The sequence below is a fragment of the Amycolatopsis sp. CA-128772 genome (assembly GCF_002904295.1).
In the GTDB taxonomy this organism is placed as follows: domain Bacteria; phylum Actinomycetota; class Actinomycetes; order Mycobacteriales; family Pseudonocardiaceae; genus Amycolatopsis.
Map to the genome: position 1 here is coordinate 147,118 of NZ_PPHG01000087.1, position 24,283 is coordinate 171,400.

28 protein-coding genes are annotated in these 24,283 nt (G+C 72.4%); 11 read left to right on the forward strand and 17 right to left on the reverse strand.

The genetic code is table 11. The annotated features are described in order from the left end of the window. Positions 1 to 4: 4 nt before the first annotated feature. The 4 genes from C2L59_RS38285 to C2L59_RS38300 all read left to right on the forward strand — a co-directional run bounded on the left by C2L59_RS38285 (position 5) and on the right by C2L59_RS38300 (position 2,603). Positions 5 to 394 carry a nuclear transport factor 2 family protein gene (locus C2L59_RS38285; RefSeq protein ID WP_103354477.1) on the forward strand — a complete coding sequence of 130 codons (390 nt, stop codon included), beginning with the start codon at positions 5 to 7 and terminating at the stop codon, positions 392 to 394. Between the two features lie 6 nt (positions 395 to 400). Continuing rightward, positions 401 to 955 carry a PadR family transcriptional regulator gene (locus tag C2L59_RS38290; RefSeq protein ID WP_199199487.1) on the forward strand — a complete coding sequence of 185 codons (555 nt, stop codon included), beginning with the start codon at positions 401 to 403 and terminating at the stop codon, positions 953 to 955. A gap of 60 nt (positions 956 to 1,015) precedes the next feature. Next, complete coding sequence (locus C2L59_RS38295; protein ID WP_103354478.1) at positions 1,016 to 2,206, forward strand: hypothetical protein; 1,191 nt, start codon at positions 1,016 to 1,018, stop codon at positions 2,204 to 2,206. Positions 2,207 to 2,342: 136 nt separating this feature from the next. Further along, positions 2,343 to 2,603: a GlsB/YeaQ/YmgE family stress response membrane protein gene (locus C2L59_RS38300; protein ID WP_103354479.1), complete on the forward strand. Its 261-nt coding sequence runs from the start codon at positions 2,343 to 2,345 to the stop codon at positions 2,601 to 2,603. A 39-nt stretch (positions 2,604 to 2,642) separates the two neighbouring features. Here C2L59_RS38300 and C2L59_RS38305 read toward each other — a convergent pair whose 3' ends face one another. Then, positions 2,643 to 3,749 carry a S1 family peptidase gene (locus C2L59_RS38305; RefSeq protein ID WP_103354480.1) on the reverse strand — a complete coding sequence of 369 codons (1,107 nt, stop codon included), beginning with the start codon at positions 3,747 to 3,749 and terminating at the stop codon, positions 2,643 to 2,645. 344 nt (positions 3,750 to 4,093) lie between these two features. On the opposite strand from C2L59_RS38305, the gene C2L59_RS38310 reads away from it, so the two are divergent. Both C2L59_RS38310 and C2L59_RS38315 read left to right on the forward strand, forming a co-directional pair. Further along, entirely contained in the window at positions 4,094 to 4,330 is a 237-nt protein-coding gene (locus tag C2L59_RS38310; protein WP_103354481.1) for a hypothetical protein, read from the forward strand. Positions 4,331 to 4,395: 65 nt separating this feature from the next. Beyond that, the gene (locus tag C2L59_RS38315) at positions 4,396 to 4,797 is read left to right on the forward strand and encodes an ATP-binding protein (protein WP_103354482.1); all 402 of its coding nucleotides are present in this window, start codon (positions 4,396 to 4,398) and stop codon (positions 4,795 to 4,797) included. 23 nt (positions 4,798 to 4,820) lie between these two features. Here C2L59_RS38315 and C2L59_RS38320 read toward each other — a convergent pair whose 3' ends face one another. From C2L59_RS38320 to C2L59_RS38345, 6 genes are all read right to left on the reverse strand, one after another. After that, the gene (locus tag C2L59_RS38320) at positions 4,821 to 5,456 is read right to left on the reverse strand and encodes a hypothetical protein (protein WP_103354574.1); all 636 of its coding nucleotides are present in this window, start codon (positions 5,454 to 5,456) and stop codon (positions 4,821 to 4,823) included. After that, positions 5,453 to 6,580 (reverse strand): hypothetical protein, encoded by a 1,128-nt coding sequence (locus tag C2L59_RS38325; RefSeq protein ID WP_103354483.1) that lies wholly within the window; start codon positions 6,578 to 6,580, stop codon positions 5,453 to 5,455. The genes C2L59_RS38320 and C2L59_RS38325 overlap by 4 nt, the downstream gene beginning before the upstream one ends. Beyond that, the gene (locus tag C2L59_RS38330) at positions 6,577 to 6,912 is read right to left on the reverse strand and encodes a hypothetical protein (RefSeq protein ID WP_103354484.1); all 336 of its coding nucleotides are present in this window, start codon (positions 6,910 to 6,912) and stop codon (positions 6,577 to 6,579) included. Before C2L59_RS38330 ends, C2L59_RS38325 begins: the two co-directional genes overlap by 4 nt. Before the next feature lie 11 nt (positions 6,913 to 6,923). Beyond that, the gene (locus C2L59_RS38335) at positions 6,924 to 7,418 is read right to left on the reverse strand and encodes a YbaB/EbfC family nucleoid-associated protein (protein WP_103354485.1); all 495 of its coding nucleotides are present in this window, start codon (positions 7,416 to 7,418) and stop codon (positions 6,924 to 6,926) included. 88 nt (positions 7,419 to 7,506) lie between these two features. After that, a complete protein-coding gene (locus C2L59_RS38340) occupies positions 7,507 to 7,809 on the reverse strand; it encodes a DUF1905 domain-containing protein (protein WP_103354575.1) in 303 nt (100 codons plus the stop codon). Beyond that, positions 7,806 to 8,411 carry a hypothetical protein gene (locus C2L59_RS38345; RefSeq protein WP_103354486.1) on the reverse strand — a complete coding sequence of 202 codons (606 nt, stop codon included), beginning with the start codon at positions 8,409 to 8,411 and terminating at the stop codon, positions 7,806 to 7,808. The genes C2L59_RS38340 and C2L59_RS38345 overlap by 4 nt, the downstream gene beginning before the upstream one ends. Positions 8,412 to 8,548: 137 nt before the next feature. On the opposite strand from C2L59_RS38345, the gene C2L59_RS38350 reads away from it, so the two are divergent. Then, positions 8,549 to 10,201, forward strand: coding sequence for a glutamate--tRNA ligase (locus tag C2L59_RS38350; protein WP_103354487.1), 1,653 nt, complete (start codon positions 8,549 to 8,551; stop codon positions 10,199 to 10,201). A gap of 69 nt (positions 10,202 to 10,270) precedes the next feature. On the opposite strand, the gene C2L59_RS38355 is transcribed toward C2L59_RS38350, so the two are convergent. The 4 genes from C2L59_RS38355 to C2L59_RS38370 are packed head-to-tail and all read right to left on the reverse strand — an operon-like array spanning position 10,271 to position 14,591. Next, positions 10,271 to 12,130 carry a CheR family methyltransferase gene (locus C2L59_RS38355; protein ID WP_103354488.1) on the reverse strand — a complete coding sequence of 620 codons (1,860 nt, stop codon included), beginning with the start codon at positions 12,128 to 12,130 and terminating at the stop codon, positions 10,271 to 10,273. Between the two features lie 11 nt (positions 12,131 to 12,141). Next, positions 12,142 to 12,906, reverse strand: coding sequence for an ATP-binding protein (locus tag C2L59_RS38360; RefSeq protein WP_103354489.1), 765 nt, complete (start codon positions 12,904 to 12,906; stop codon positions 12,142 to 12,144). Then, positions 12,903 to 13,928, reverse strand: coding sequence for a chemotaxis protein CheB (locus C2L59_RS38365; protein ID WP_103354490.1), 1,026 nt, complete (start codon positions 13,926 to 13,928; stop codon positions 12,903 to 12,905). Before C2L59_RS38365 ends, C2L59_RS38360 begins: the two co-directional genes overlap by 4 nt. A gap of 36 nt (positions 13,929 to 13,964) precedes the next feature. Next, the gene (locus C2L59_RS38370) at positions 13,965 to 14,591 is read right to left on the reverse strand and encodes a chemotaxis protein CheB (RefSeq protein WP_103354491.1); all 627 of its coding nucleotides are present in this window, start codon (positions 14,589 to 14,591) and stop codon (positions 13,965 to 13,967) included. Positions 14,592 to 14,756: 165 nt separating this feature from the next. Here C2L59_RS38370 and C2L59_RS38375 point away from each other — a divergent pair, with 165 nt between their 5' ends. Then, entirely contained in the window at positions 14,757 to 15,149 is a 393-nt protein-coding gene (locus tag C2L59_RS38375; protein ID WP_004562201.1) for a hypothetical protein, read from the forward strand. A gap of 18 nt (positions 15,150 to 15,167) precedes the next feature. Here C2L59_RS38375 and C2L59_RS38380 read toward each other — a convergent pair whose 3' ends face one another. Next, positions 15,168 to 15,575 (reverse strand): ChaB family protein, encoded by a 408-nt coding sequence (locus C2L59_RS38380; RefSeq protein WP_103354492.1) that lies wholly within the window; start codon positions 15,573 to 15,575, stop codon positions 15,168 to 15,170. Positions 15,576 to 15,972: 397 nt separating this feature from the next. Here C2L59_RS38380 and C2L59_RS38385 point away from each other — a divergent pair, with 397 nt between their 5' ends. Further along, positions 15,973 to 17,955 (forward strand): APC family permease, encoded by a 1,983-nt coding sequence (locus tag C2L59_RS38385; protein WP_103354493.1) that lies wholly within the window; start codon positions 15,973 to 15,975, stop codon positions 17,953 to 17,955. 233 nt (positions 17,956 to 18,188) lie between these two features. Here the strand turns inward: C2L59_RS38385 and C2L59_RS38390 are convergent, their stop codons facing one another. Next, entirely contained in the window at positions 18,189 to 18,539 is a 351-nt protein-coding gene (locus tag C2L59_RS38390; RefSeq protein WP_103354494.1) for a hypothetical protein, read from the reverse strand. Positions 18,540 to 18,734: 195 nt separating this feature from the next. On the opposite strand from C2L59_RS38390, the gene C2L59_RS38395 reads away from it, so the two are divergent. Beyond that, positions 18,735 to 20,774 carry a glycosyl hydrolase family 65 protein gene (locus tag C2L59_RS38395; protein WP_103354495.1) on the forward strand — a complete coding sequence of 680 codons (2,040 nt, stop codon included), beginning with the start codon at positions 18,735 to 18,737 and terminating at the stop codon, positions 20,772 to 20,774. On the opposite strand, the gene C2L59_RS38400 is transcribed toward C2L59_RS38395, so the two are convergent. The 4 genes from C2L59_RS38400 to C2L59_RS38410 form a co-directional block, all read right to left on the reverse strand. Then, entirely contained in the window at positions 20,717 to 21,562 is an 846-nt protein-coding gene (locus tag C2L59_RS38400; protein ID WP_233223926.1) for an FkbM family methyltransferase, read from the reverse strand. The two genes, C2L59_RS38395 and C2L59_RS38400, sit on opposite strands and share 58 nt — an antisense overlap. Before the next feature lie 63 nt (positions 21,563 to 21,625). Next, positions 21,626 to 21,883, reverse strand: a complete 258-nt coding sequence (locus C2L59_RS49540; protein ID WP_233223919.1) for a hypothetical protein — start codon at positions 21,881 to 21,883, stop codon at positions 21,626 to 21,628. A 27-nt stretch (positions 21,884 to 21,910) separates the two neighbouring features. Beyond that, positions 21,911 to 22,195, reverse strand: a complete 285-nt coding sequence (locus C2L59_RS49545; RefSeq protein WP_370444817.1) for a hypothetical protein — start codon at positions 22,193 to 22,195, stop codon at positions 21,911 to 21,913. A gap of 8 nt (positions 22,196 to 22,203) precedes the next feature. Then, on the reverse strand, positions 22,204 to 23,115 hold the full coding sequence (locus C2L59_RS38410) for a DMT family transporter (RefSeq protein ID WP_233223920.1): 912 nt from the start codon (positions 23,113 to 23,115) through the stop codon (positions 22,204 to 22,206). 225 nt (positions 23,116 to 23,340) lie between these two features. Here C2L59_RS38410 and C2L59_RS38415 point away from each other — a divergent pair, with 225 nt between their 5' ends. Further along, positions 23,341 to 23,955: a DUF2231 domain-containing protein gene (locus C2L59_RS38415; protein WP_103354497.1), complete on the forward strand. Its 615-nt coding sequence runs from the start codon at positions 23,341 to 23,343 to the stop codon at positions 23,953 to 23,955. The last annotated feature ends 328 nt before the right edge of the window (positions 23,956 to 24,283 follow it).

Genomic DNA, 24,283 nt, shown 5'->3' on the forward strand with positions numbered 1-24,283 from the left:
GCCCATGAGCAGCTTCCGCAAGGCCGTCGAAGCCCGCGATCCCGACGCCATGGCGGCGACGCTGGCCGAGAACGTCGTGTTCCGGAGCCCGGTGGCGTTCCGGCCGTACCCGGGCAAGGCGATCACGGCCGCGATCCTGCGCGGCGTGCTGCGCGTGTTCGAGGACTTCCGTTACGTGCGTGAGCTCAGCGGCGGCGAGGGCCGGGACCACGCGCTCGTCTTCGAGGCCCGGATCGGCGACACCCGCGTCGAAGGCTGCGACTTCCTGCACTTCGACGACGACGGCCTGATCGACGAGTTCACGGTGATGGTCCGCCCGCTCTCGGCGGCGCAGGCGCTGGCGGAGGCGATGGCGGCCCAGTTCGACCGGATCCAGCGCGAAGCACTCAACTAGTTGAGCATGGCACTGCGACACGCGCTGATGGCGGCGCTGCTCGAAGGCGAGGCGTCGGGCTACGACCTGGCGAAGGGGTTCGACGCCTCGGTGGCGAACTTCTGGGCGGCGACCCCGCAGCAGCTCTACCGCGAACTCGACCGCATGGCGGGCGACGGCCTGGTCCACGCCCGGATCGTCCACCAGGAGCGACGCCCGGACAAACGCCTCTTTTCGCTGACCGACGCCGGGCGCCGGGCGTTGCACGAGTTCACGGCGCAGCCGCCCCGCCCGGGCGTGATCCGCGACGAGCTGCTCGTCCAGGTCCAGGCGGTGGACGTGGGCGACGAGCCGGCGGTCCGCCGCGCCCTGGCCGAGCGGATGGCCCGCGCGGAGACCAAGATCGCGAGCTACGAGCGCCTCCGGGCGCGCCTGCTGGACGGCCGGTTCGAGGACGACTACCTGGCGGAGGCGGAGCGGATCGGCCCGTACCTGACGCTGATGCGCGGCCTGTCGTTCGAGCGCGAGAACCTGCGGTGGTGCGAGCAGTCGCTGAAGGTCCTGGACCGGCGGCCGGGCTGAGGGTGTCCGATGTGGACCGGTTGTACGGCTCTTGTACGGCCGGGGCCCACGATGGCTCCCATGTCATTGCACCGACAACTCACCTACGCCGCGGTGGCCGCGGGCGTGGCCGTGGGCGTGCTCGCCACTCCGGCGGCCGCCGCGGCCGGGCCGGCGGCCCTGCCCGCCGGCCAGTACACCCTGACCGCCGACTACGGCCAGTTCGACGCGGTGAACAGCGCTCTGGTGTCGACGCTGGGCACCGCCGCCGTGCACACCGTGATGGACAACGCCAACCACGACCGGACCGCGCTGCCGTCGTCGTTCTCCGTCGCCGGGCTCTCGACCGGGTTCCGGTTCGACAGCGGGGACAACTCCGACTGCACCAACTACCCGCAGGGCATCACCACCAGCCGCGACGCCGTCGGGACGGCCGACGGCGGGAACTACGACGGGCACCAGCTCGTCGCCGTCAGCTGGTACACCAAGGACGGCTGCGACGGCGGCCAGCAGCGCAGCCGGATCACCCTGGTCGACTGGGACGCCGACTACCCGAACGCCTACCGCAAGATCCTGCTGGTCGAGCCGACCGGGACCGCGGCGGCGCCGGACTTCAAGGACATCCCGATCCACGCCGGCGGCATGTCCTGGTACGGCGACTACCTCTACGTCGCCGACACCGGGAAGGGCATGCGCGTGTTCGACATGCGCAAGATCCTCAAGACGAACAGCGGCGGCACCGCCGACCAGATCGGCCACCAGAGCGGCAGCACCTACTACGCCCACAACTACGCCTACGTCCTGCCGCAGGTCGGCACGATCTCCTCGAAGACGACGTCGGGCACGAACCTCGCGTGGTCGTCGATCTCGCTCGACCGGGTCAGCAAGTCGATCGTGATGACCGAGTACACCTGCTCGTCCGGCTGCACCGACTACCCGAACCGCGCGCCGCGGGCGATCCGCTACCCGTTCGCCTCCTCCGGGACCTTCGCCGCCACGACCACGGCGAGCCAGGCGCTGCAGCTGCCCTGGTACAAGCTCAACGGCGTGGCCTCGCACAACGGCCGCTGGTGGTTCAACTCCTCCGGCTCGAAGCAGCTCTACTACTGGAAGCCGTCGGCCGCCGCGCAGACGTTCTCCTGGGTGGGCAGCGGCGAAAGCCTCTCGTACTGGGAGGACGACACCAGCGCCGACCTGCTGTGGTCGCTGCAGGAAGGCGCGGGCAACCGCAACGTCTTCGCGGTCACCCAGGCCACCTACGGCGGCGGCTGAGCTCATCCGCACCGCCGCACCGCCGCGCCGACGCGAACCGGTGAGATCCGGATCACGTCGGCGTGGCTCGGCGCGCTCCCCCGACCGGCTGCTGCCATCCTGTGCCGTCAAGGGAAGCTGACGAGAGGACACCGCCGTGGGCATCATCGCCTGGATCGTGCTCGGGCTCATCGCCGGGGTGATCGCCAAGGCCCTCATGCCGGGCAAGGACCCGGGCGGCTGCATCATCACGATCCTGCTCGGCATCGCCGGCGCGTTCGTCGGCGGCTGGGTGGGCAAGACGCTGTTCCACACCCAGCTCGGCACGTTCTTCGACCTGCGGACCTGGGGCCTGGCCATTCTCGGCGCCCTGATCATCCTGGCCGGCTACCGGCTCGTTTTCCACCGGCGCGACTGACACCGGCCGGGGGCGTGAGCCCCCGGCCGGCGCCCCGGTTCAGTTCAGGGTGACGCCGTACGCGCTCAGCGCCTCGCCCACCGGCTGGTAGTACGAGCTGCTGCCGCCCTTGCCCGACGTGATGCCGAGGCCGACGCTGCCGGCGAACAGGCAGCCGCCCGAGTCGCCGGGGTTGACCAGCGCGCTCGTCTGGATCAGCTGGTACACCGAGCCCTCGGCGTAGTTCACCGTCACGTTGGTCGCCTGCACCGAACCCGACGTCAGGTGCGTGGTGCTGCCGCTCTTGCTGATCCGCTGCCCGACGGTCGCGGTGCCGGCGGAGCTGATCCGCTGGGTGGAGCCGTTCCACAGGGTCACCGCGCCCGGCGCGCTGCCGCTCGTGTTGCGGATGAGGCCGTAGTCGTTGTTCGGGAAGCTCGCCCCCTGCGACGGGCCGACGTTCCACTGCGACACCGCGCGGGTGCAGTGCCCCGCGTCGACGATGTAGTTCTGGCCGCCGCGGTTGGTGTTGAAGCCGACCGAGCAGCGGACGCCGCCGCCGGTGATGGCCTCGCCGTTGTAGATCGCGGTGTGCATTTCGCCCGCGACCCGCTCCACGCGCACCCGGTCGCCCAGCGACGCGGCCGCCTTCAGCAGGCCTTCGGTGCCCTTGGCCGCGTCGGCCACGGTCAGCACGACCTGGTTGGTCTTCGGGTCCAGCCCGATCGAGGTGTGCGCCACCGCGGGCAGCGCCTGCAGGGCGTTCTGCGCGCTCGCCAGCGCCGCCGTGGAGTGCTTGACCAGCCGCGCCTGCGCGCCGGCTCGCTCGGCCTGGCCGGCGGCGGCCTGGTCGAGCACGTTGACCACCGGCTTGGCGGCGGCGTCCAGGTAACCGTCGGCGGCGCGGGCGCCGAGCGATGCGGTGACCGCGTGCAGGGTTTCGACGCCGGCCGCCTGCGTACGCAGCAGGGCGACGGCGGCGGACTCGCTGATCCCGGCATCCGCGGCGAGCGAGGCGACGGCTTCACGCTGCACGGTGGCCGAATAGCCGTCGATGGTGGTGGCGGTTGCGGTGACGGGCGTGAAGAAGGCGATGGCCGCGGCGGCGGCCACCAGGGTGGTGGCGGAGCGGGCGAGGAGGTGGTGTCCCGGGGACGTTCTGCGCATGCCGGTAACTCACTTTCGCGGGCAAAGCCGGCGCGAGGGTGGCCGCGCCGGCCACGGTGGGATGAGCCGGCCACGGGGGCCGGCGCCGGTGATCCGGTGCGGTCGAGGGTGATCCGCGGCCGGGACGGGCGATACCCACTTTCGTCGCACAGGACAAAAGATAGGTACCGGGCAATTCGCCCACCGGCAGTTCGCGCAGAGCAACTCCGGTCCGGTCACGCTCCGCCGCTCCGGCGTACGAGTGGATCCGGGGCCGCCCGCCCGGGTGCGGCGTACCGTTTCAACCACGGACATGGCGCGCTCTCCTCCCCCTCGGAGCGCGCCGTGCCCGCCGGGGAGACGGCATGGACGACCAGCGGCAGGTCCTCGTCCGGGCGGAGGCCCGGCGCATCACCGTGACCGGCGTCGACGGCGGAGCCGAAACGCTCGCCTACCCCGGCGTCACGCTGACCCGCGTCCTCGACGGCACCCGGGCCGACGAGCGGTGGCTGCCCATGGGCGACGAGCCCAGCGAAATCGACGACGAAGTGCTCGTCACGGCGTTGCGCGAGGCGTTCCTCTGGCGCTGCGGTCTGCCGTAACACCCTCGCCGCGCGCTTAACGCCCGGTTTTCCGGGTAGCCGCACCGTGAAGGAGGGGTCGCACGGTGCAAGTGAACTGGGGCGCGGCCCGCGAACCGGGTTGGGACGTGCTCGACCTGGCCGGAGCCGGCCCGTCGGGACTGGCCGCCGCCCGCCGCTGGGCCGAGGGCCGGCTGGGGTTTCTCGCCGAGCCGGATCGGGTCGACGCGCTGATCGTCGTCGGCGAGCTGCTCGAGAACGCCTACGTCCACGCGCCCGGCCCCGCCGAACTGCGGCTTCACATCACGCAGGATCCGTGCGAGGTGACGGTGGCGGTGACCGACGTCGGCACGGGAGAGCCCCGCCTGCGCGTCCCCGGTCACGCCGGCGGCCGCGGCCTGCTGCTGGTCGACGAACTCGCCGTCACGTGGGGCGTGAGCCACCACGACGACGGCAAGGTCGTCTGGGCCCGCCTGGACTGCGGCTAGGGCAGCCGCCGCGGCGGTTCGGGTCACCCCCGGCGCTCAACCGAGCGGCCGTTCCAGTGCACAGTTGCCGGCGGCTCGAAGTACTTCCGCAGGTGCTGCTCCTCCGGGCGGCCGTGCAGCGGGAAGCGGAAGCTCGACCCGTCCGGCCAGGTCAGCGTGCGCTTCGGGAAGTTCAGCGCCGGGGCCTGCGGCTGCCGCGCTTCCCAGACGATCTCCGGTGGCGGCGCGTCCGCCGGGTCGGTGAACGTCGTTCCGGTGTCCACCACCGCCAGGCACGACGGCGAGCACACCAGCCACGGGCCCTTCACCGAGCGGAGCCGGTCGGCCAGGTCGAGCACCATCGCGTTCGCCGGGCCGGACACCCGGATCTCGCGCTGGAACGGCCGTCCCGGTGCGCCGCCGTTCGCCAGGGCGAACACCGAGAACACCGCCGTGCCGATCCCGCGCAGGGTGGAGCCGACGAACTGCCGGACGAGCTGCTCCCCCTCGACCGTGCCGTCGCGGCGGCGGCCGGGCACCTCGTACCCCACGTCGGTGTCACCGAGGCGCAGCACGATGACCGGCTCGCGCCACCGGTCGCGCATCAGCGCCTCGACGCGCTCCCGGAACCCGGGCCGCACCTGGGCCTCGTGCGACCACTGCTCGGCGAACCCGCTCAGATGTCCAGGTCCCTGCGGGTGTCCTCCGGGCTCCGGTCCCCGCCGATCTCGCTCTTGTCGAACCACGGTTCGTCCCCCTCGGGTGTGACGGCTTCCTTACCTTCGGCGAAGGCACCCTTCCCCGCCCCGATGCCGGCCTTCACGCCCGCGCCGGCGAGGAACGGCTTGACGCCGGCCGAGGTGCCGAACATCGTCGTGAGCGCCCGGTTGCTCGGCTGCCAGCCCTGGGCCGCCGCGCCGAAGCCGAACTTCGTCTCGCCCGGCATCACGCCGATCCGCAGCTTCCGGGTGAACGTCTCCAGCTTCCCGGAGTACTTGACCAGGAACTCCATGAAGGAGTCGAGCAGCTTGCCGAACTTGCCGAGGTAGCGGGTCACCTTCTGCAGCACGCTGGCCGCCTTGGCGATGGACGCGGTCATCGCGGCCGCGACCGAGCCGCCGAAGCTGATCACCGACGCGGCCAGCGCCGGCAGCCACAGCGTGATCAGCCACGACACCAGCTCGGTGATGATCCCCTTGATCACCTCTTCGATGACCACCATGACCATCGACCACATCTGCAGCACCTCGGCGACCGACCCGGCGGCCGAGCCGATGCCGCGGATCCCCGACGAGAAGTCGCCGAGGGCTTCCTTCGCCGCGTTGCCGGCGTCATCCACCCACTCGGCCAGCGCGGTGTCGCCGGTGCGCTCGAAGTCGTCGGCGAGCGCGACGAAACCCTGCGCGATCGTCACGAAGTTCTCGGAGGCGTGGCCGATGGCCGGGCCGTCGCCGGTGACCTGGTGCAGCGCGTCCTGCAGCGGCTGGACCAGTTCGAGCAGCATGTTGAGGCCGTGGCTGACCAGCCAGCCGATCGGGTCCATGGCGAAGGTGACCATGTCGCCGGCGGCCGCGCCGACGAACGCCGCGCCGTCACCCACCAGCGCCGCCCCCGCGGACGCCAGCTCACCCGGGTTGTCGGCCTCCGCGGCCTGCCGGGCGTGCTCGCCGATCTTCTTGCCCGCCTTGTAGGCGGTGCCGGCCACCGGCACGTACCCGGCGGCGCGGTCGAGGTTGGCGCCCGTGCTCTCGTCGTAGGCCGAGACGTCCAGCGCGTCGGCGATGCTCTTCTTAGGTTCGGTCATTCGCCTTGCCCGATCGCGTCGATTTCCGCCTCGTACCGGCCGAAGGTGACCTTGCCGGCGTCTTCGGTGCCCTGGTACATCTCCGCGGCCCTGGTGAGCTTGGTGGTGAAGCCGTCCACGCCGTCCTTGAGGTCGGTGAGCAGCGAGCGCAGCTCGGTCAGGCGGTCGGTGTAGCCCTGCTTGGCGAACAGGCCGACGAGCCCCCAGGCTTCGTTCGTCACGTCGGCGGCGTCGATCTTGGCGCCGAACTTGTCCGCCTCCTGCTCGTAAAACGGCAGCTGCCTGGCGTACGCGGAGATCGCGCCGATGTTCGTCTGAATTCCGTCTGGCATCGCGGGTTCCCTCAGGATCGGCGGAGGATGGGGCCTTGGCCGAAGTCGTCGTCGTCTTCGGCGGCGGGCCGGCGGGCGGGCCGCGACGGCTGCCGCGGCTGGAGGTCCGACGCAGGCTCGGCCGCCGCGGTTCCGAACGCCTCGGCCTGGGCTGCCCGCACCTGCGCCGAGACGTCCACGCCGAACGCGCCGCCGAAGGTCTCGTCCACGATCCCGGCCTGCTGCTGCGCGGCCCCGGCGGCCGCCCGGCGGATGGTGTTCATGATGGTGGCGGCCAGCTGCCCGGCTTCGACGCGCGTGGCCCCGGCGGTCAGCCGCAGGTCGGTGACGGCGCCGCCGGCCCCGGCGGTCACGGTCACGGTCCCGTCGGGCGAGGTGACGGTGGTCTCCAGCCGGGCGATCCGCTCCTGCATGTCACCGACACCGGCAAAGCGGGCCTCGGCTTGGCGCACCTTGCTCTGGAAGTTCTGGAACTGGGCGATCAGCTCGTCCATCTGGGCGGACATCGTGTCTCCCTGCGTGCGGTTCGGGGCCTGTGTCCGCATCATGGCAGATCGCGTCCGCCGCCGATCGCGTTTCGCCGGATCGGGCCCCTCAGCCGTCGACGAGTTCCAGGCTGACGGTGCAGACGTCCCCCACGTCGATCCCCTCGGCCTCGCGGACGGCCCGCTTGACGGGCAGCACGTAAGCGCTGCGCGCGCTGTCCGGGAAGATCGACGTCTGCCAGCGGGTGGCCCCGACGGTCACCCGGACGCGTACCGCCCCGAAGCCGCGCCGGGGGCCGGCGCTGCGCTCGCGGATGTCGTCCGACGCCTCGGCGGGCAGGCTGACGAAGGTCCAGCTGTCGGTGCGCCGGGCGTCCCACTCCCAGAGCTCGGCCTCGAAGACGGCGGTCAGAGGCACGGCGGCCGGTAGCCGTCGATGCGCAGGCCGCGGAACTCCAGCTCGTTCGGCGTCTTGCCGACGAACACCAGCCCCCGCGCCTCCTTCAGCGCCGAGGCGAACGAGTACGGCGGCGTCCCCAGCTCCGGCAGCGACGTCCACTTGCGCGGCGAGAAGCCGAAGAACTTCGTCACCAGCCGCCCGCCCGTCGACGGCACCAGGGTCAGCCACTTGTCGCCACCACTCCAGTGCGACGCCGGGCGCAGCTGGACGTAGAGGTCGTCGGTCGCGCGGTAGGTCAGCAGGAAGCCTGCCGACCGGGACAGGTCGGCCTGCGCCTCGAACCGGTTCCCCAGCCAGACGACGGCCACGTGCCACTCGGCGTTCAGGAACGTCACCCGCGCCGCGTACCGGCGTCCTTCGGGGACGAGCAGGCTCCCGGTGGCCGGGACCGTGGTCCCTTCGCCGCTGGCCAGCCACTGCTGCAGCCGGTCGATCGACGGTGTCGCGCACTCGCGGCCCGGCGACGCGGTGGCCGGGGCCGTCCCGGTCAGCGGGAACACCAGGAGGGCGGTGAGGACGGAAAGCGTTCTGGCGAAGGGAAAACGAACGCGCATTCCCCGGAAACTAGCACCGCCGCGCGCCGAGCACCACCTGCCCGGGCGGCCCGGCGGGGCGCACGGCTAGGCTCTTCGTCGGCGAAAACGACCACTTTCGCCGAGGCAAGTGCACCACGACGCGGGGAGAACACCCAATGCTGGACCGAGCGGTCATCGACGCCCTCTTCCCTGCCGACCTGCCCGAACCCGGGCACTGGGAGCAGCAGTACCCCGCCCGGCCGCTGCCCGAGGGCGCGCTGGTCACGCGCCTGGGCCCGTCCCCGACCGGGTTCGTGCACCTCGGCGGCATCTACGTCGGCCTGATCGACCAGGACGTCGCCCGGCGCTCCGGCGGCCGCTACCTCGTCCGCGTCGAGGACACCGACCAGTCCCGCGAGGTCGAAGGCGCCCTCGAGCAGTTCGAGCGCGGCTTCTCCTACTTCCACCTCGCCGCCGACGAAGACCTCCACCGCGGCGGTGACTACGGCCCGTACCAGCAGTCGGCCCGCGAGCGGATCTACCTGACCTACGTCCGCGACCTCCTCCGCCAGGGCAAGGCGTACCTCGACTTCGCCACCAAGGAGGAGCTGGCCGCGATCACCCAGCGGCAGCAGGCCACCAAGCTGCCCACCGGCTACTACGGCAGCTGGGCGATCTGGCGCGACGCCGAACCCGCCGACGTCCAGGCCAAGCTCGACGCCGGCGCCCCGTACGTGGTGCGCTTCCGCGCCCCGGACGACACCGGCGCGCGCGCCCGGTTCACCGACGCCATCCGCGGGCCGCTGGAGGCCGAGGCCAACCGCAACGACGTCGTCATCCTCAAGAGCTCCGACCAGAGCCCGCGGCTGCCGACGTACCACTTCGCGCACGCCGTCGACGACCACCTCATGCGGGTGAACCTGGTCATCCGCGGCGACGAGTGGATCTCGTCGGTGCCGGTGCACCAGCAGCTGTTCGACGCGCTCGGCTTCGAGCCGATCACCTACGCGCACATCGCGCCGCTGATGAAGCAGGAGGGCGGCAGCAAGCGCAAGCTGTCCAAGCGCAAGGACCCGGAAGCGTCCGTCGACTTCTTCATCGAGGCCGGCTACCCCGCCGAAGCCGTCCTGTACTACCTGCGCGGTCTCGTCAACGGCCGGCTCGCGGAGATGCCGCTGGAGCAGGCGCTGACCGAGCCGATCAACCTCGACGAGTGCGGTGTCGCCGGCCCGCTGGTGGACCTGGTCAAGCTCGACGACATCGCCGCCGACCACATCGCCACCCTCTCGGGTCCCGCCATCCTCGACGCGGTCCGGGTCTGGGCCGAGCGGTTCGACCCCGAGCTGCGCCGGGTCCTGGACGACGAGCCGGACCTCGCGCTGCGGGCGCTGGCCGTCGAGCGCGAAGGGGCCGAGAACCCGCGCAAGGACCTCAAGAAGTGGAGCGAGTTCCGCGCGGTCTACGGGTTCTTCTTCCCTCAGCTCCACGCGGCGGTCACCGGCCCCGACGACGAGCGCATCGCGGCCCTCGGCGTCGACCCGGCGGTCGTCCGGGCCGTGGCCCGCGACTTCACCGCGGACTACCGCCAGCTCGACGACGGCCAGGAGTGGTTCGACCAGATCCGCGCGGTCGCGGCCAAGCACGGGTTCGCCCGCAACGCCAAGGAGTTCAAGAAGAACCCCGAAGGCTTCCCCGGCTCCATCCGCGAGGCGTCCCAGATCATCCGCATCGCCCTGACCGGCTCGACGCGCAGCCCCGACCTGCACGCGATCACGCAGGCGCTGGGCGAGGAAGAGGTCCTCGGGCGGATCGCCGCGCTCACCAAGTAGCGCCGGGAGCTCCGGCGGCGGGTCACGGACCGCTGCCGGAGCCCTCGCCGTCTTCGCGGAGCCCGCGGCTCACTCGGGAGCTTCGGGCTTCGTCTCTTCCATCATCAGCAGCGCGCCGTGGCTGTCGCCGCCCGGGGCGCGCAGCGGGCTGCACAGCAACCTGACCAGCGCCGAGCGGCCGCGGCGGTTGATCGCGTCCAGCATCAGCTCGCCGTAGTACGTCGGGTCCGAAAGCGCTTCGCGGACCACGGGGCGGACTTCCGCCACCGGCAGGCCGATGTCGAGGTTCAGCAGGTGGGTGCCCTCGGCCTCCTCGCGCCGCACGCCCCAGAGGTCCTCGGCACCGCGGTTCCACGCCTTGATCCGCATCTCGGAGTCGATCACGACGATGCCCGCCCGGATCGAGGTGAGGACCGACTCCAGGAACTCGTTCACCTCGTCGAGGTCGAGGCTGCGCTCGCGGAGCGCGTCGTTGATCGTCTGCAGCTCGTCGTTGGTGGACTGCAGCTCCTCGTTCATCGTCTCCAGTTCCTCGTTGGTGGACTGGAGTTCCTCGTTGGTGGTCTCCAGTTCCTCCACTGTGGACTGGAGTTCCTCGTTCGTGGTCTCGAGTTCCTCGTTGGTCGACTGCAGTTCCTCGTAGGCCGACTCCAGCTGCCGGTTCGTGTGCTCCAGCTCGGTCAGCAGCTGGCGCGCCCAGCTCACGTCGTGGAACACCACCGACACGCCGAGCAGCGTCTTGTCCTTGTTCACCAAGGGGTTGACGTGCACCTCGTACCACACGGTCTCGCCGGCCCGGCGCCACTCCACGTCCTTGATCCGCAGCGACCGGCGCTCCAGGCGGGCCTGCTCGACGTACGCGCGCAGGGCCACCGGGCGGTAGGAGACGTCCAGGTCCCGCAGCGGGCGCCCGATGTCGCGGTCGGACAGTCCGAACGCGACTTCCGCCTGCGAGTTGATCAGCGCCGTCGTCTCGCCCTCGGTGAAGACGATCTGGGCGACCGGGCTCGCCGAAAACGCGTGCTCACGCAGTTCCTCGAGCCCCGAGATGTCCTGGGTGCGCCGCTGCGGGAAGCCGTGCGAGACGAAGTGGGTGAAGCTGACCGGGGAGTTGACCGCCTTGCGGAAGACCCGCCGCTTGAGGTCGAGCGGCTCGAAGATCCGGGCGTGCGAAAGCAGCATCTCGGCCTTGCCGAGGAACAGCACCCCGCGGGGCGCGAGGGCGAAGTGGAACCGCTCGAGGATCTTGGTCTGCGTCTCGGCGTTGAAGTACATCAGCGTGTTGCGGCAGACCAGCAGGTCGATCCGCGAGATCGGCGCGTCCTGCACGAGGTCGTTGCGCCCGAAGATGACCGACCGGCGCAGGTCCTTGCGGAAGCAGTACCGGCTGCCCTGCAGCTCGAAGTACTGCTCCAGCTGCGCCTCGGACAGCCCTTCGACCTCCGCCGGGGTGTAGGCCGCGTGCCGGGCCTGCGCCAGCGCCTCGTCGTCGACGTCGGTGGCGTAGATCTTCACCCGCTGCCGGAACGATTCGATCCCCAGTGCGTCGGCGAAGAGCATCGCCAGGCTGTAGGCCTCCTGCCCGGCCGCGCAGCCGGCGCTCCACACGCGGATCGGCTCTTCGGGGCTGCGCTCGGCCAGCAGGGCGGGCAGCACCTGGGCGCGCAGGTGCTGCCAGGCGTCCGGGTCGCGGAAGAACCCGGTCACGTTGATCAGGATGGTGTTGAAGAGCGCGACGAACTCGTCGGCGTTGACCTGCAGCTGGTCGATGTAGTCCGCGTAGCTGTCGATCTCGACCTGGCTCATCCGGCGACGGACCCGGCGCATGAGGCTGCTCCGCTTGTACCCGGTGAAGTCGAAGCCCCGTGATTCCTTGAGGTAGGTCAGCACGGACTCGAACTCGCCGTTCGGCTCCTTGGGGTCGGTCACGATCCGACACGCTACCCGGCCGGACGGTCACCGGAAGGGCTGGGACGGGAAAGAAGCACCGCCCAGACGACCTTTCCCCCCGCCCACGACCGGCTGCAGCCCCACGTCCGGGCGATCTGCGCGACCAGCTTCAGCCCCATGCCGGGCTCGAACGGGGAAAGCCGTTCGAGCAGCATCGCCGGCCGTGCGTCCTGGTCGGCCACGGCGACCGTGCACACCCCGCGGCGCAGGTCGAGCCGCACCTTCGGTTCGGAACCGGTGTGCCGCAGCGCGTTCTCGGCCAGCTCGGTGGCGATCAGGCGGGCGTCCCCGGCGAGCTCGGGCACGTCCCACTCGATCAGCTTGTCGGTGACGAACGCGCGGATGTGCGACGAGGTGCCCTCGACGCGGGGGAAGGTGCGTTCGCACCGGCGGCGCACCGGGTGGTCCAGCGCGGCGGTCGCTGCCACCAGGTCGGGGCGGACCGGGACGTAGCGGTCGACCACCAGGCGGCTCAGCAGCCCCCGCTGCCCGGCCCCGGCGGCCACGATCGCGAACGGGATGGCCGGCCAGTCCCCGATCCGCATGGCGACCAGCGAGAACACGCTGACCAGGGCCGAGTCGGCGATGACCAGCTCGCTGATGTCGGCCACCAGGCCGTCCGGCGCGTCCGTCGCGATCTTGAGCAGGCCGTCGCGCAACGTCGAGTACGAGGTGAGGTTCAGCTCGCCGGTGCCCCGGACGACGGTCGCTTGTTCGTGGCGGTCGACGGACAGCTGGACGGAGGCAGGGCTCATGGTGCCGTCGTCTGCTCTTCGGCCGGTTCACTCGCTTCGAGCAGGAACCTGCGCAGCGTGTCCGCGGCTTCGGCGGCTTCCTTGGCGGACGCCGCGTAGCGTTCCGCCAGACCGCCGGGGCGCCGGGCGGAGAGCTGCGCGGCCAGCTTCCGGGCCAGCCCCGCCTTCTCGTCGAGCGCACGCAGCGCCTTCTGCAGCGCGAACCGGAATTCGTCGTCGTGGGCGGCGAGCAGCGCCTGCGCCGACCAGGCGTGCCCGATCCGGCAGCGGTACCGGCCCATGGGGTCGACCTCGGTGAGGCCGCCCTGGCAGTCCGGGCAGGTGTAACCCGAGCCGTTCTGCTCGGCGGGCGGGAACGCGCCGGCCCGCACCCCGTCCCGCGCGATCCGGTCCTCCAGCAACAGGATGTCCGACGCCGGCGGCACCTCGACCGGCTCCACCGGCATCCGGACGAGCTTGTCGAGCAGCGCGCCGATCTCGCCGGCCCGCACCACGTGCTCGGTCTCCACGAGCGACAGCGCGTTCATCGGCATCCCGCTGTACAGGGCGTCGCCGGGGTCCTGGACAACGGCCAGGCCGCCCCGGTCCACAATCGCCCGCAGCCCGGCGGCGCCGTCGTCGAGCACCCCGGAAAGCACCACCCCGATGACGTTCGGGCCGCCCGTCACCGCGGCCGAGCGGAAGGTCGCGTTGATCGCCGGCCGGTGCCCGTTCTCGGTCGGCCCCTGGCTCAGGACCAGGACGCCGTCGTCGGTGAGGAGGTGCCGGTCGGGCGGCGCCACGTAGACGGTGCCCGGCTCGATCGGCGCGCCGTGCCGCGCGGACCGCGCGGGCAACGGGCCGGCGCGGTCGAGGATCAGGGCCAGCGCGCTCGGCGACCCGGCCGAGAGGTGCATCGTGACGACCAGGGCCCCCGGGAAGTCCGACGGGAGGGCGGACACCACCGCGCGCAGCGCTTCGACGCCACCGGCCGAGGCACCGACGACCACGAGGTCACGCCGGAAGGGCGACACAGCGCCCACCTCCTCATTCTTCCTCACGGTAATAGAGGCCGTTCACTACGACGGGTAGCCCCCATCGTAGTGAGATAAACCCCCTCGGCCCCCGCCGACGTGGTCGAGGACGGCCGCGGCGATCCCCGACAGGGGCAGCACGGCGTCGACCAGACCGGTGCCGATGGCGGCATCGGGCATCCCGAAGTGCGCGGACGTCGGCTGGTCCTGGGCGAACACGGTGCCGCCGCACCGGGCGACGGCGCGGATCCCGGCCTGCGCGTCGGTGCCCTTGCCGGTCAGCACGACCGCCAGCGCGCGGGGTCCGCAAGTGACGGCCAGGGTGGCCAGCAGCAGGTCCGCCGACGGCCGCGCGGGCGGCAGGGCACCGGCGTCCACCAGCACGATCCGCTGTTCCAGGGTCAGCAGCAGGTGCCGGCCGGCCGGGACGACCAGCACCAGGCCCGGGCGGAGTTCGTCGCCGTCGGCGGCTTCGGCGACCCGCAACGCCGTCCGGCCGGCCAGGATGCCGGTCAGGTGGCTCGCGCGGTCCGGCTCCAGGTGCTGGGCGACGAGCACCGCCGCCGGGAGGTCGGCGGGAAGGGGGCCGAGCACGCGCGCGAGGGCGTCCAGGCCCCCGGCCGAGGCGACCAGGGCGACGACCGGCACCCGCGCCGGATGGCCGGTGGTCACCGGCGCCCACCGCCGGTCACGACCGGCGAACTCCGCCGTGCTGCTCGACGGCCCCGCACGAGGTCCATCGTGGCACGGATCCACCCCGGCGACCACCGGTCCGCCGCGGGCGCGGACGTGAGATGCTCGACCGCGCAGGCAGGCCGAAGGCGGGAGGCGCAACGGGTGACCACCTGGATCGACGTGATCAACTTTGTCCGGACGCGGTACGAGGTCCTCGAGGAGTCGGAGGGCTGGCTGCGGTTCCGGCTGGAGGGCCCGCGCAACCGCACCCAGCAGGCGACGGTGCACCACCTCGCCGAACTCGACGGCGGTTCGTGGATCGAGATCTCCTCCCCGGTCGGCTGGGCCGACCGGGTCGACCTGCGGCGGCTCCTCGAGCTCGCCGGCGCCTCGGCGGTCGGCGGCGCAGCGGTGGTCGACGGGGTCGCGCTGCTCAAGCACACGGTGCCGCTGGAGGACCTCAGCATCCAGGAGGAGTTCGAGCGCCCGCTGAAGGCGGTCGTCGCCCGCGCGGACGCGTTCGAGCACGAACTCACCGACGCCGACGAGTTCTGACCGTCCACACGGGAACCGTCACCCGGAGCGGCGGCGGGCCTGGTCGGTGCGCCGGCGGTTCTCCTTTTCCAGGGCGGTGACGAGTTCGTCCTTGGACATCCGCGACCGCCCGGGCACGCCGAGCTGCTTGGCGCGTTCGTAGAGGTGCTGCCGGCTCGCGGTCGCGTTCACGCCACCGTGGGTCGGCCGCTCCGGCTGCCCGGCTCCACCGGCGGCCTGCTCGTCGGAGGGCCCGCGCTCGGGTTTGGGCTCCCAGTGGTCGCCGACCTTCTCGAAGGTGTGCTTCAACGCGGCATAGGCGGTCTGCTGCGCCCGCCGGCCGGGGCCGTAGGTCTGCAGCGCGGAGTCGTGCGCGGCCACCCAGGTGTCTTGCGCCTTGCGCGGCGACCGCAGGAGGGTGCTGGGCAAGTCTTCGCGTCCGGGCATGCCGCCTCGGTTACCCGGCCGGTGTGGTGGCGAAACGGCGGGGATCGGGGGCTGGGAGGGTCGGGGCGCGCGCCTGGAGGGTCGGCTCGCGTACTTGAAGGGTCGGCTCGCGGACCCCGGCGGTCGGTTCGCGGACCCCGGCGGTCGGTTCGCGGACCCCGGCGGTCGGTTCGCGGACCTGGAGAGTCGGCTCGCGTGCGCCGCGGGTCGCATGGCTCCGCCGTGCCGTGCCGTGCCGTGCCGCGCCAGCCCCGTCCCGGCGCGCCGGTCCCCTCCCCCGCTGAGCCGGCGTTACCGTCCGAAGAGGACCGGACACAACCTCCCGTGCGGCGTCCCGGCCGGGTCGGGCATTCTGGTGGCCGGTGTTTTCCCAGGCATGAGGGGACGAGAAGGCGAAATGGGTGCATCACCCGATTTGACCATTCCGGAGCGGGTCGACAGTCCCGTTCCGCCGCAGCCACCCTCCTCCGGGGTCGCGCGGTGGCTGCTGGAGCACCGGGTGGCACCCGTCGGGCGGGCCGGCGGTGAAGACCACGGCACGCCGCAGGCATGGTGGAAGGTCATGTGCCTGACCGGCGTCGACTACTTCTCCACCCTCTCCTACCTGCCCGGGATCGCCGCGCTCGCCGCCGGGGCGCTGTCGCCGCTCGCGACGCTGCTGATCGTCGCCCTGACGCTGTTCGGGATGCTCCCGATGTACCGCCGGGTCGCCCGCGAAAGCCCGCACGGGCAGGGTTCGGTGGCGATGCTGGAGACCCTGCTGCCGTTCTGGCGGGGCAAGCTGTTCGTGCTCACGCTGCTCGGGTTCGTCGCCACGTCGTGGATCATCACCATCACGCTCTCCTCGGCGGACGCCACCGTGCACATGCTCGAAAACCCGTACCTGCCGGGCTTCCTGCACGGCCACGCGGTGCTCATCACCGTCGTCCTGCTGTTGATCCTCGGCGGCGTCTTCCTGCTCGGCTTCAGCGAGGCCGTCGGCGTCGCCATCCCGCTCGTCGCCGTCTTCCTGCTGCTCAACGCCGTGGTCACGGTCACCGGCGTGATCGACCTGGTGGGCGACTCGGCCGCCCTCTCGCACTGGACCGGCGCGCTGACCGCGGGCGGCGGCGGGTTCACCGGCATCATCGGGCCCGCCGTCATCGCGTTCCCCATGCTGGTGCTGGGGCTCTCCGGGTTCGAAACCGGCGTCAGCATGATGCCGCTGGTCGCGGCGAGCGGGAAGAACGCCGAGGAGAAGCTCGAATCCCGGATCCGCAACACGCGCAAGCTGCTGACCGCCGCCGCCCTCATCATGTCGGTGTTCCTGATCGCCACCAGCTTCGTCACCACGGTGCTGATCCCCGCCGACGCGTTCAAGGACGGCGGCGAGGCCAACGGCCGGGCCATGGCCTACCTGGCCCACCGCGAACTCGGCGAAATCTTCGGGACCGTCTACGACGTCAGCAGCGTGCTCATCCTGTGGTTCGCCGGCGCGTCGGCGATGGCCGGGCTGATCAACATCGTCCCGCGGTACCTGCCCTCCTACGGCATGGCCCCGGAGTGGGGCCGCGCCGTGCGGCCGGTGGTGATCGTCTACACGGTGATCAGCATCCTGATCACCATCGCGTTCGGCGCCGACGTCAACGCCCAGGCCGGCGCCTACGCCACCGGCATCCTGGCGATGATGGTCTCGGGCGCGGTCGCGGTCAGCATCTCGGCCGTCCGCCACCGCCACCGCGGGGCCGCCACCGGGTTCGTCGTCCTCACCCTCGTCCTGCTCTACGCCCTCGTCGAGAACGTCATCGAGAAGCCGGACGGGATCGCCATCTCGGTGCTGTTCATCCTCGGGATCATCGTCGTCTCGCTGGTTTCCCGGGTCACCCGGACGACCGAGCTGCGGGCCGACCACATCGAATTCGACGAAGAGGCGCGCCGGTTCGTCGCGGAATCACTGGCCCACGACGGCGCCCTGCACATCATCGCCAACCGGCGCCAGGGCGGCGACGACGCCGAGTACTCCGCCAAGGAAGCCGAGCAGCGCGCGATGAACCCGGTTCCCGGCGCGGCCGACGTCCTGTTCCTCGAAATCGACGTCGTGGACCCGTCGGAGTTCAGCAACGTGCTCAAGGTTCACGGCGTCGACATCGACGGTCACCGGGTCCTCCGCACGGCGAGCCCGGCCGCCCCCAACGCGATCGCCGCGATCCTGCTGGCCCTGCGCGACGTGACGGGCGTCCGCCCCCAGTGCCACTTCGAGTGGGCCGAGGGCAACCCGCTCGGGCACCTGTTCCGCTACCTGCTCCTCGGCCGCGGCGACACCGCACCGGTGGTCCGGGAGATCATCCGCAGCAGCGAGAAGGACCCCACCCGCCGCCCGGGAATCCACGTCGGCGGCTGACGGCCGAGCCGGACCCCGCGCAGCCGGGGTCCGGTTCCGCGGACGGCGACGCCACCCGGTCCGCCTCAGTGTTCGCCACCGCGTACCGCGGGGCGGCGCCGTGGGCGGCACGGCGGCCCCCGGAGATCGCGGTCCCACAACCGGGTTCTCGGCTTCGAGGTTCCCGCCGTGGCACCGCTCGCCGAACACGGCTTCCCGCCCGGCGCCCCTCAGCAGGACGCTCCGGGGGTAGGTCAGCGCGCCGGTGGGGGCGGCCCGGCCCGGCGGGCCGGGGCTCGGGCGGGCGCGCGGGCCGGTCCTCGGTCCCCTGTCGGGCGGCGGGCCTGGGCCGGCGCCCGGGACGGCGCCCGTGGTGGCGGGCTCGCCGGCCGCGCCTGGCGTTCCGGCGGCGGCACCGGGCCGGGCCGGTTGGCCCAGGAGTCGAAGAGCAGGATCAGGCCCGCGAACAGGGCGAAGCCGATTCCGAGCGCCACGTTGACCAGCGCACCGAGGATTCCCGCCACGAGCAGCACCGGGAACACCGCCATCAGGCAGAACGGGTCGATCCGGCCGAACTTCGGGCGCGACCCTTCGCGCGGGCTCACTCGGGGTTCCTTCGCGCCATTCCTGCAGTATGCAGGGCGCGGCCCGGCGTGGCCACCCGGTTGGCGGATCCCGGCGATCAAGCTCACAGCCCGTGAGCGAGGGGTGACGGCGGACAGAAACGGACAGGATTCCGCCGGTTCCGGGGCGGAACCGGCGTTCCGTGATGCAATGGCGCCGCCGAAAGGGGTACGCGCATGCAGAACGGCCTCCCGCAGCGAATCGGTCACGCACTCCTGGTCCTGGTGACGGCGGGCGCCGCGCTCGCCGGCGCCGCCCCGGCCACCGCGAGCGCCGCACCGCCGCCCTCGCTCGAGTTCGCCAACCCGGACAGCCAGGCGCTGTTCGGCACGGCTTACGACACGGCATTGCGGAACCTGTTGCGCATCAACACCATCGGCTACGACGCCAAGTACGACCGGGCCGGCCTGCTCGACCCGGCCACCGGGATCGTCCGCGCGGGCGGCGGGTACGCGCAGCCCTGGACCCGCGACGCCTCGATCAACAGCTGGAACGCCGCCAGCCTGCTCGATCCGGCGTTGGCGAAGAACACGCTGTGGGCGGTCGTCGACAAGGACCCGGCCGGCGCCCTGCGCGTGCAGCAGGACGACCAGCAGTGGGACCAGGTCGTCTGGGTGACCGCCGCCTGGCACCACTACCTGGTCACCGGCGACCGGGCCTTCCTGGAGAACGCCTACCGGACGGCCGCCGGCACGCTGGCCATCCGCGAACACGCCACCACGGCCGGCTTCAACGCGACGTACGGGCTGTTCACCGGCGCGTCGTTCTTCAACGACGGGATCGCCGGCTACCCCGCACCGCCCGCCGACGCGACCGAGTCGGTCAGCACCGGCAGCATGCCGTGGCCGGGCGTCGCGACCGGGATGTACCTGAGCACGAACGAGCTCTACTACGCCGCCTACGTCAACGCCGCGAGCATGGCCGAGAAGCTGGGCCGGCCGGGCGCGGAAACCGCCGCCTACCGGGCCAAGGCCGCCGCGCTGCGGACGGCGATCAACGACCGCTTCTGGAACCCGGCCACCGGGCTGTACGACTACCAGCTCCTCGCCGACGGCCGGCGCGGCGCGTTCCAGGAGGGCACCGGGCTGGCGTTCGCGCTGATCTTCGGCGTCGCGAACCCGGCGCAGGCCCGGTCGATCGTCGGACACGCCCGGGAACTGGCCTGGGGCATGCCGGACACCTTTCCGAACTGGGCGCGCTACAGCGACGCGCAGCCGGGCCGGCACAACGCGATCGTCTGGCCGCTCGTCCAGGGCCTGTGGGCGAAGGCCCTCGCCGGGCAGGGCGAGACGAACTCCTACGCCGCCGAAACCGCCCGGCTGGCCAAGCTGGCCGGGAACAACAGCGGGTTCTGGGAAATCCACAACGGGAGCACCGGCGTCGTCGACGGCGGCTGGCAGCGGCTGGGCGACACCGTCAAGTTCCACTGGGGCTCGGAGCCGGACCAGACCTGGTCGGCGACGGCGTTCCTCGACATGGTCCACACCGGGCTGTTCGGGCTGACCTTCACCGACCGCGGGCTGTCGTTCGCCCCGAACCTGCCGGCCGGCTGGGGTGACGTCACGCTGCGGAACGTGCGCTACCGCGCGGCGAACCTCACGATTGCGCTGCACGGCGCCGGCGCCACGATCCGCTCGGTCACGGTCGACGGCCGGGCCGCCCGCGCGGACCTGCCGGCCACGCTGACCGGCGACCACACCGTCGACATCACCCTCACCGGCGCGCCCGCCGGCGACCGGGACGGCGACGGCGTGCCCGACGCGCAGGACCGCTGCGCCGACACCTCGGGCACCGCGGCCCTCACCGGCTGCCCCGACCCGGCGCACCTCGAAGCCGAGGACGCGCGCAACTCCGGCGGCGTGAAGACGAACGTGAACCACACCGGCTACTCGGGCCGCGCGTTCCTCGACGGCCTCTGGGCGCAGGGCGCGTCGACGTCCTTCACCGTGCACCGCACCACGACGGCGCCGGCGCGCGGCTCGATCACCGTCCGGTACGCCAACGCCAACAGCGACACCCGCACCATGACGCTGTCGGTGGACGGGCAGCCGGTGCGGCAGGCCGGTTTCCCGAAGGTCTCCGACAGCTGGGACGCCTGGGGCACGACGACGTTCGCCGACGTGCCGCTGACCGGCCGGGACCCGGTGGTGACCCTGTCCTACGGCCCGGGTGACACCGGCGCGATCAACCTCGACTGGCTGGAATACCGCGGCTGACGGCCGGCGAACACCATGCCGATGTCGGCGGCCGCCTGCACGGGGTCCTGCACGGCCTCGACCGTGAAGCCGCGCGCGGTGAGGACGTCGCGGACCGTCTCGCGGTTGCGCGCCCAGCCTTCGACCTCGACGACGGCCTGCCGGACCAGCGGCCAGTGCCGGTCTTCGAGCCCGCGCAGGACGTCGAGTTCGGCGCCTTCGACGTCGACCTTGAGCAGGTCGACGTGGTCGATGCCCTGCTCGTCGAGCACCGCCGAGAGCGGCCGGACGCGGACGCGGTGGGTTTCGAGCTGCCGCATCACCCGCAGCTTGCGCCCGACGATCCCGCGCAGCAGGGGCGCCGGCACGCGGCGCAGACCGGCGCCCAGGCCGCCGCGGCGGATCATCTCGACGACGCCGGCGGTGACCCGCCGCCGCTCGGCCTCGACGTTCGCCGCGTCCCGCCACGACGACGAGAAGATGGTCGCCGCCGGGAAGTAGCTGAAGTCGAGCTCGTCCTCGCCGGCCGCCAGGCCGTAGGGCAGCGCTTTCAGGTGGCCGCCGAAGAAGTCGCGGCCGTTGCGTTCCAGGATCGCGTGCAGCGGCGGGAGGGGCTCGAACGCATAGATCCGCACGTCCCCGTCCAGCCGCTCGTACACCGCCGCGGAGAAGACCCCGATGTTGGCGCCGACGTCGAGGACGGTGGCCCCGGGAGCGAGCTCGACGCCGTGGGCGAAGTAGGCGCCCACCTCCTCGCGCAGGAAGGACACCTCCCACGGGTTGATGCTGTGCAGGTCGATCGTGTCCATGGTCACGCGAAGAGGCTTATCAGCATCGAATCCGGTGGGGCACCCCCGTTCGGCGGCTGTCCCTCACTCCTGCTCGACGTGCAGGGCGTCCTGCTCGGGGCCCGCGGCCACGGCGGGGCCGGCGTCCACGCCGACCTCGTCGGGTTCGGTGTCGACCGGCGGGCCGTCCCCCTCGACCGGGGCCAGCTGGATGGGCGCCGGGGCGGCCTCGCCGGTGTCCGGGTCTTCGCGTGCCCACCGGCGGGAGTCGAGGCCGTCGGGGTCCTGGTCGAGCTCGAGCCCCTGCTGCTGCTCGGAGCGGGCAGTGTCCGGTTCGGACATTCGCGGTACCTCCGTCGTGCGGTTCGGTCAGTCGGTCGCGGCCGGGTCGGGCACTTCGTTCGCGGGGTCGGGGCGCTCCTCGTCGATCCGGTCGCCCAGCCCGCGCGGGTGTGCTTGCTCCCAGGGCGTCATCCCGTACTTCGTGACGCCCGACCAGTTCTCCGGCGGGTCCATGCCCGCCTCCAGCGGGTCGGCCTTGATCCGGTCTTCGTCGAGGTCCTCGGCGCTGTTGAGCGCGGCCGGGTCGGTCTCGACGGAGTCGGGCTCGCCGGTGTCCTGGGGCGGGTCGTAGCTCTGGTTCGGTTCGGTCATCGGGCTCCTTAGTCCGGTGTCCCCCGGGCTTCCCGCTGGGACCGCGTCGAAACACGCAGCGGCCGCCGGCAGCCTTCGCCGGTGCGGGCCAGCAGGACCACGCCCACCACGGCCACCGCGGCGGCCGGAACCCACACGAAAGCGTGACCCGGTTCGAGCCGTTCCCCGGTGAGCAGCCGGGCGGCGGGAACGGCGGCGAGCGGGTCGAGCAGCACGAGCGCGGGCATGGACCACGACAGCGCACCCCGGGCGTAGGCCTGCTGGCTGCCGAGCTGCGCGATCACGGCCACGACGAGGGCGGCCCACAGCGCGCTGCCGCCCAGGGTGGCGAGGGGACCGCGTTCCCCGAAGGTCTTGATCGCCGCGGAGATCAGCACGGCCGCGACACCGGCGGCCACCCCGGCCGCCGCCCCGCAGGCGAGCGCACCCCACGGCCCCCGCCCGGACCGGCTGGCCACGGCGACGAGCCCGACGGCCACGAGCACGGCCACGACGACGGGAAGCCAAGGCGGAAGGCGGTCCCCGGTCCCGGCGGCGGGCCGCGCGGCCACGAGGAAGACGGCGAGGCCACCACACGTGCAGACGGCCCCGATCCCGTCCAGCCGCGAGGGCAGGCACCGATCACGGACGGACCGGATCCCGAGGGCGACGACGAGCCCACCGGCCAGCACGGGCTGCACGATGGCCACCGGAGCGAGCGCCAGGGCGACGACCTGCAGGAGGGTCCCCACCACGGTGGCACCCTGCCCGACCATCCACTTCGGACGGGTGACGAGGCGGCGCAGTTCGAGACCGTCCGGGCTGGAGCTGCTGGAGGCGGCCTCGTGCTGCAGAACGGACCCGACGGCGAACATGACGGCCGCCCCGGCGGCAACGGCCGTACCGGGGACGAAGGCAGCGATTCCGGCAGGGATGGGCACTGGTGGTGGGTACCCCGGGTGGGGGTCGGTTATCCCGCGGGGTCGGGGTGTGGAGAGCGACGGTTGACAGGGTGCGGCGGGGTAGGTGGGACCCGCGAAGTCAGCGCGCGGGTGACAGGCGGCGAGGTAGCGGGGCCCGTACGGGATCGGCACGGTTGGCGGTCCCGCGGGCTCGGGGCGCGGCGGGCGACGGTTGACCGGCGTGCGGCGGGGTAGCCGGGCGCTATGGATCCGATGCGCGATGGTCACCCCCGTACGAAGCCCGCCTTGGCCCACCGTGTCCTGCGGAAGGCCGAGGGAGCCGAGGCCCTCGACGGCCCCGCCGCCGGGCTCCAGCGGGTGGTGGGCAAGGTGGCCGAGGGTGGCGTCGGCCGGCAGTTGCGGGGGCACGCGCTGGGGCATCCGCTGCACCCGCTCGCCGTGACGCTGCCCATCGGCGCGTGGGTGTGCTCGGCGGTGTTCGACCTGCTCCCGGACGGCCGCGACCCGGCCCGCCGCCTGGTCGCCACCGGCCTCCTGACCGCCCCGGCGGCCATGGCGCTCGGCTTGGCGGACTACGCGGGCCTCGACGTGCGGCAACGCCGCGTCGGCCTGGTGCACGCCGCGGCCAACGTGGCGACGGCCGCCCTCTTCGGCGCTTCCTACCTGGCCCGCCGCCGGGGCGGCAGCGGACGGCTCCTCGGCGCGCTGGGCCTGGCCGCGACGAGCGTGGGCGGCGCACTCGGCGGGCACCTCGCCTACGCCCAGGGTGCGGGCGTGTTCCGCTGGCAGCCCCTGGACGACCTCGACCCCGCCGAGCTCGCCGGCTCCGACCCGGTCGCGCCCCGGAATCCCGCCTGACCAGGCCGGCCGCCGCTCGAACCCGACCGCGCCGGGCCTCCCTGCGGGCCGGCACGGCGATCCGGCCCCCACCGACCGGCCGCCACCGCGCCACACCGGCCGGCACACAATCCCGACCGCGCCGAGGCAGAATCGACCCAACCCGCGGGCCGGCACGGCGATCCGACTCAACCAGCCGGCCGCCACCGCGCCACGCCGGCCGGCAATCCCGCGCCCGCTGATGGGCGGCGATCCCGCCACGCCCGCCGGGCGAACCCGACCCACCCTCCGGCGGCGAATCGCCACACCCGCCGACCGCCGCCGCCACCCCCATCCACCGAGCGCCTCG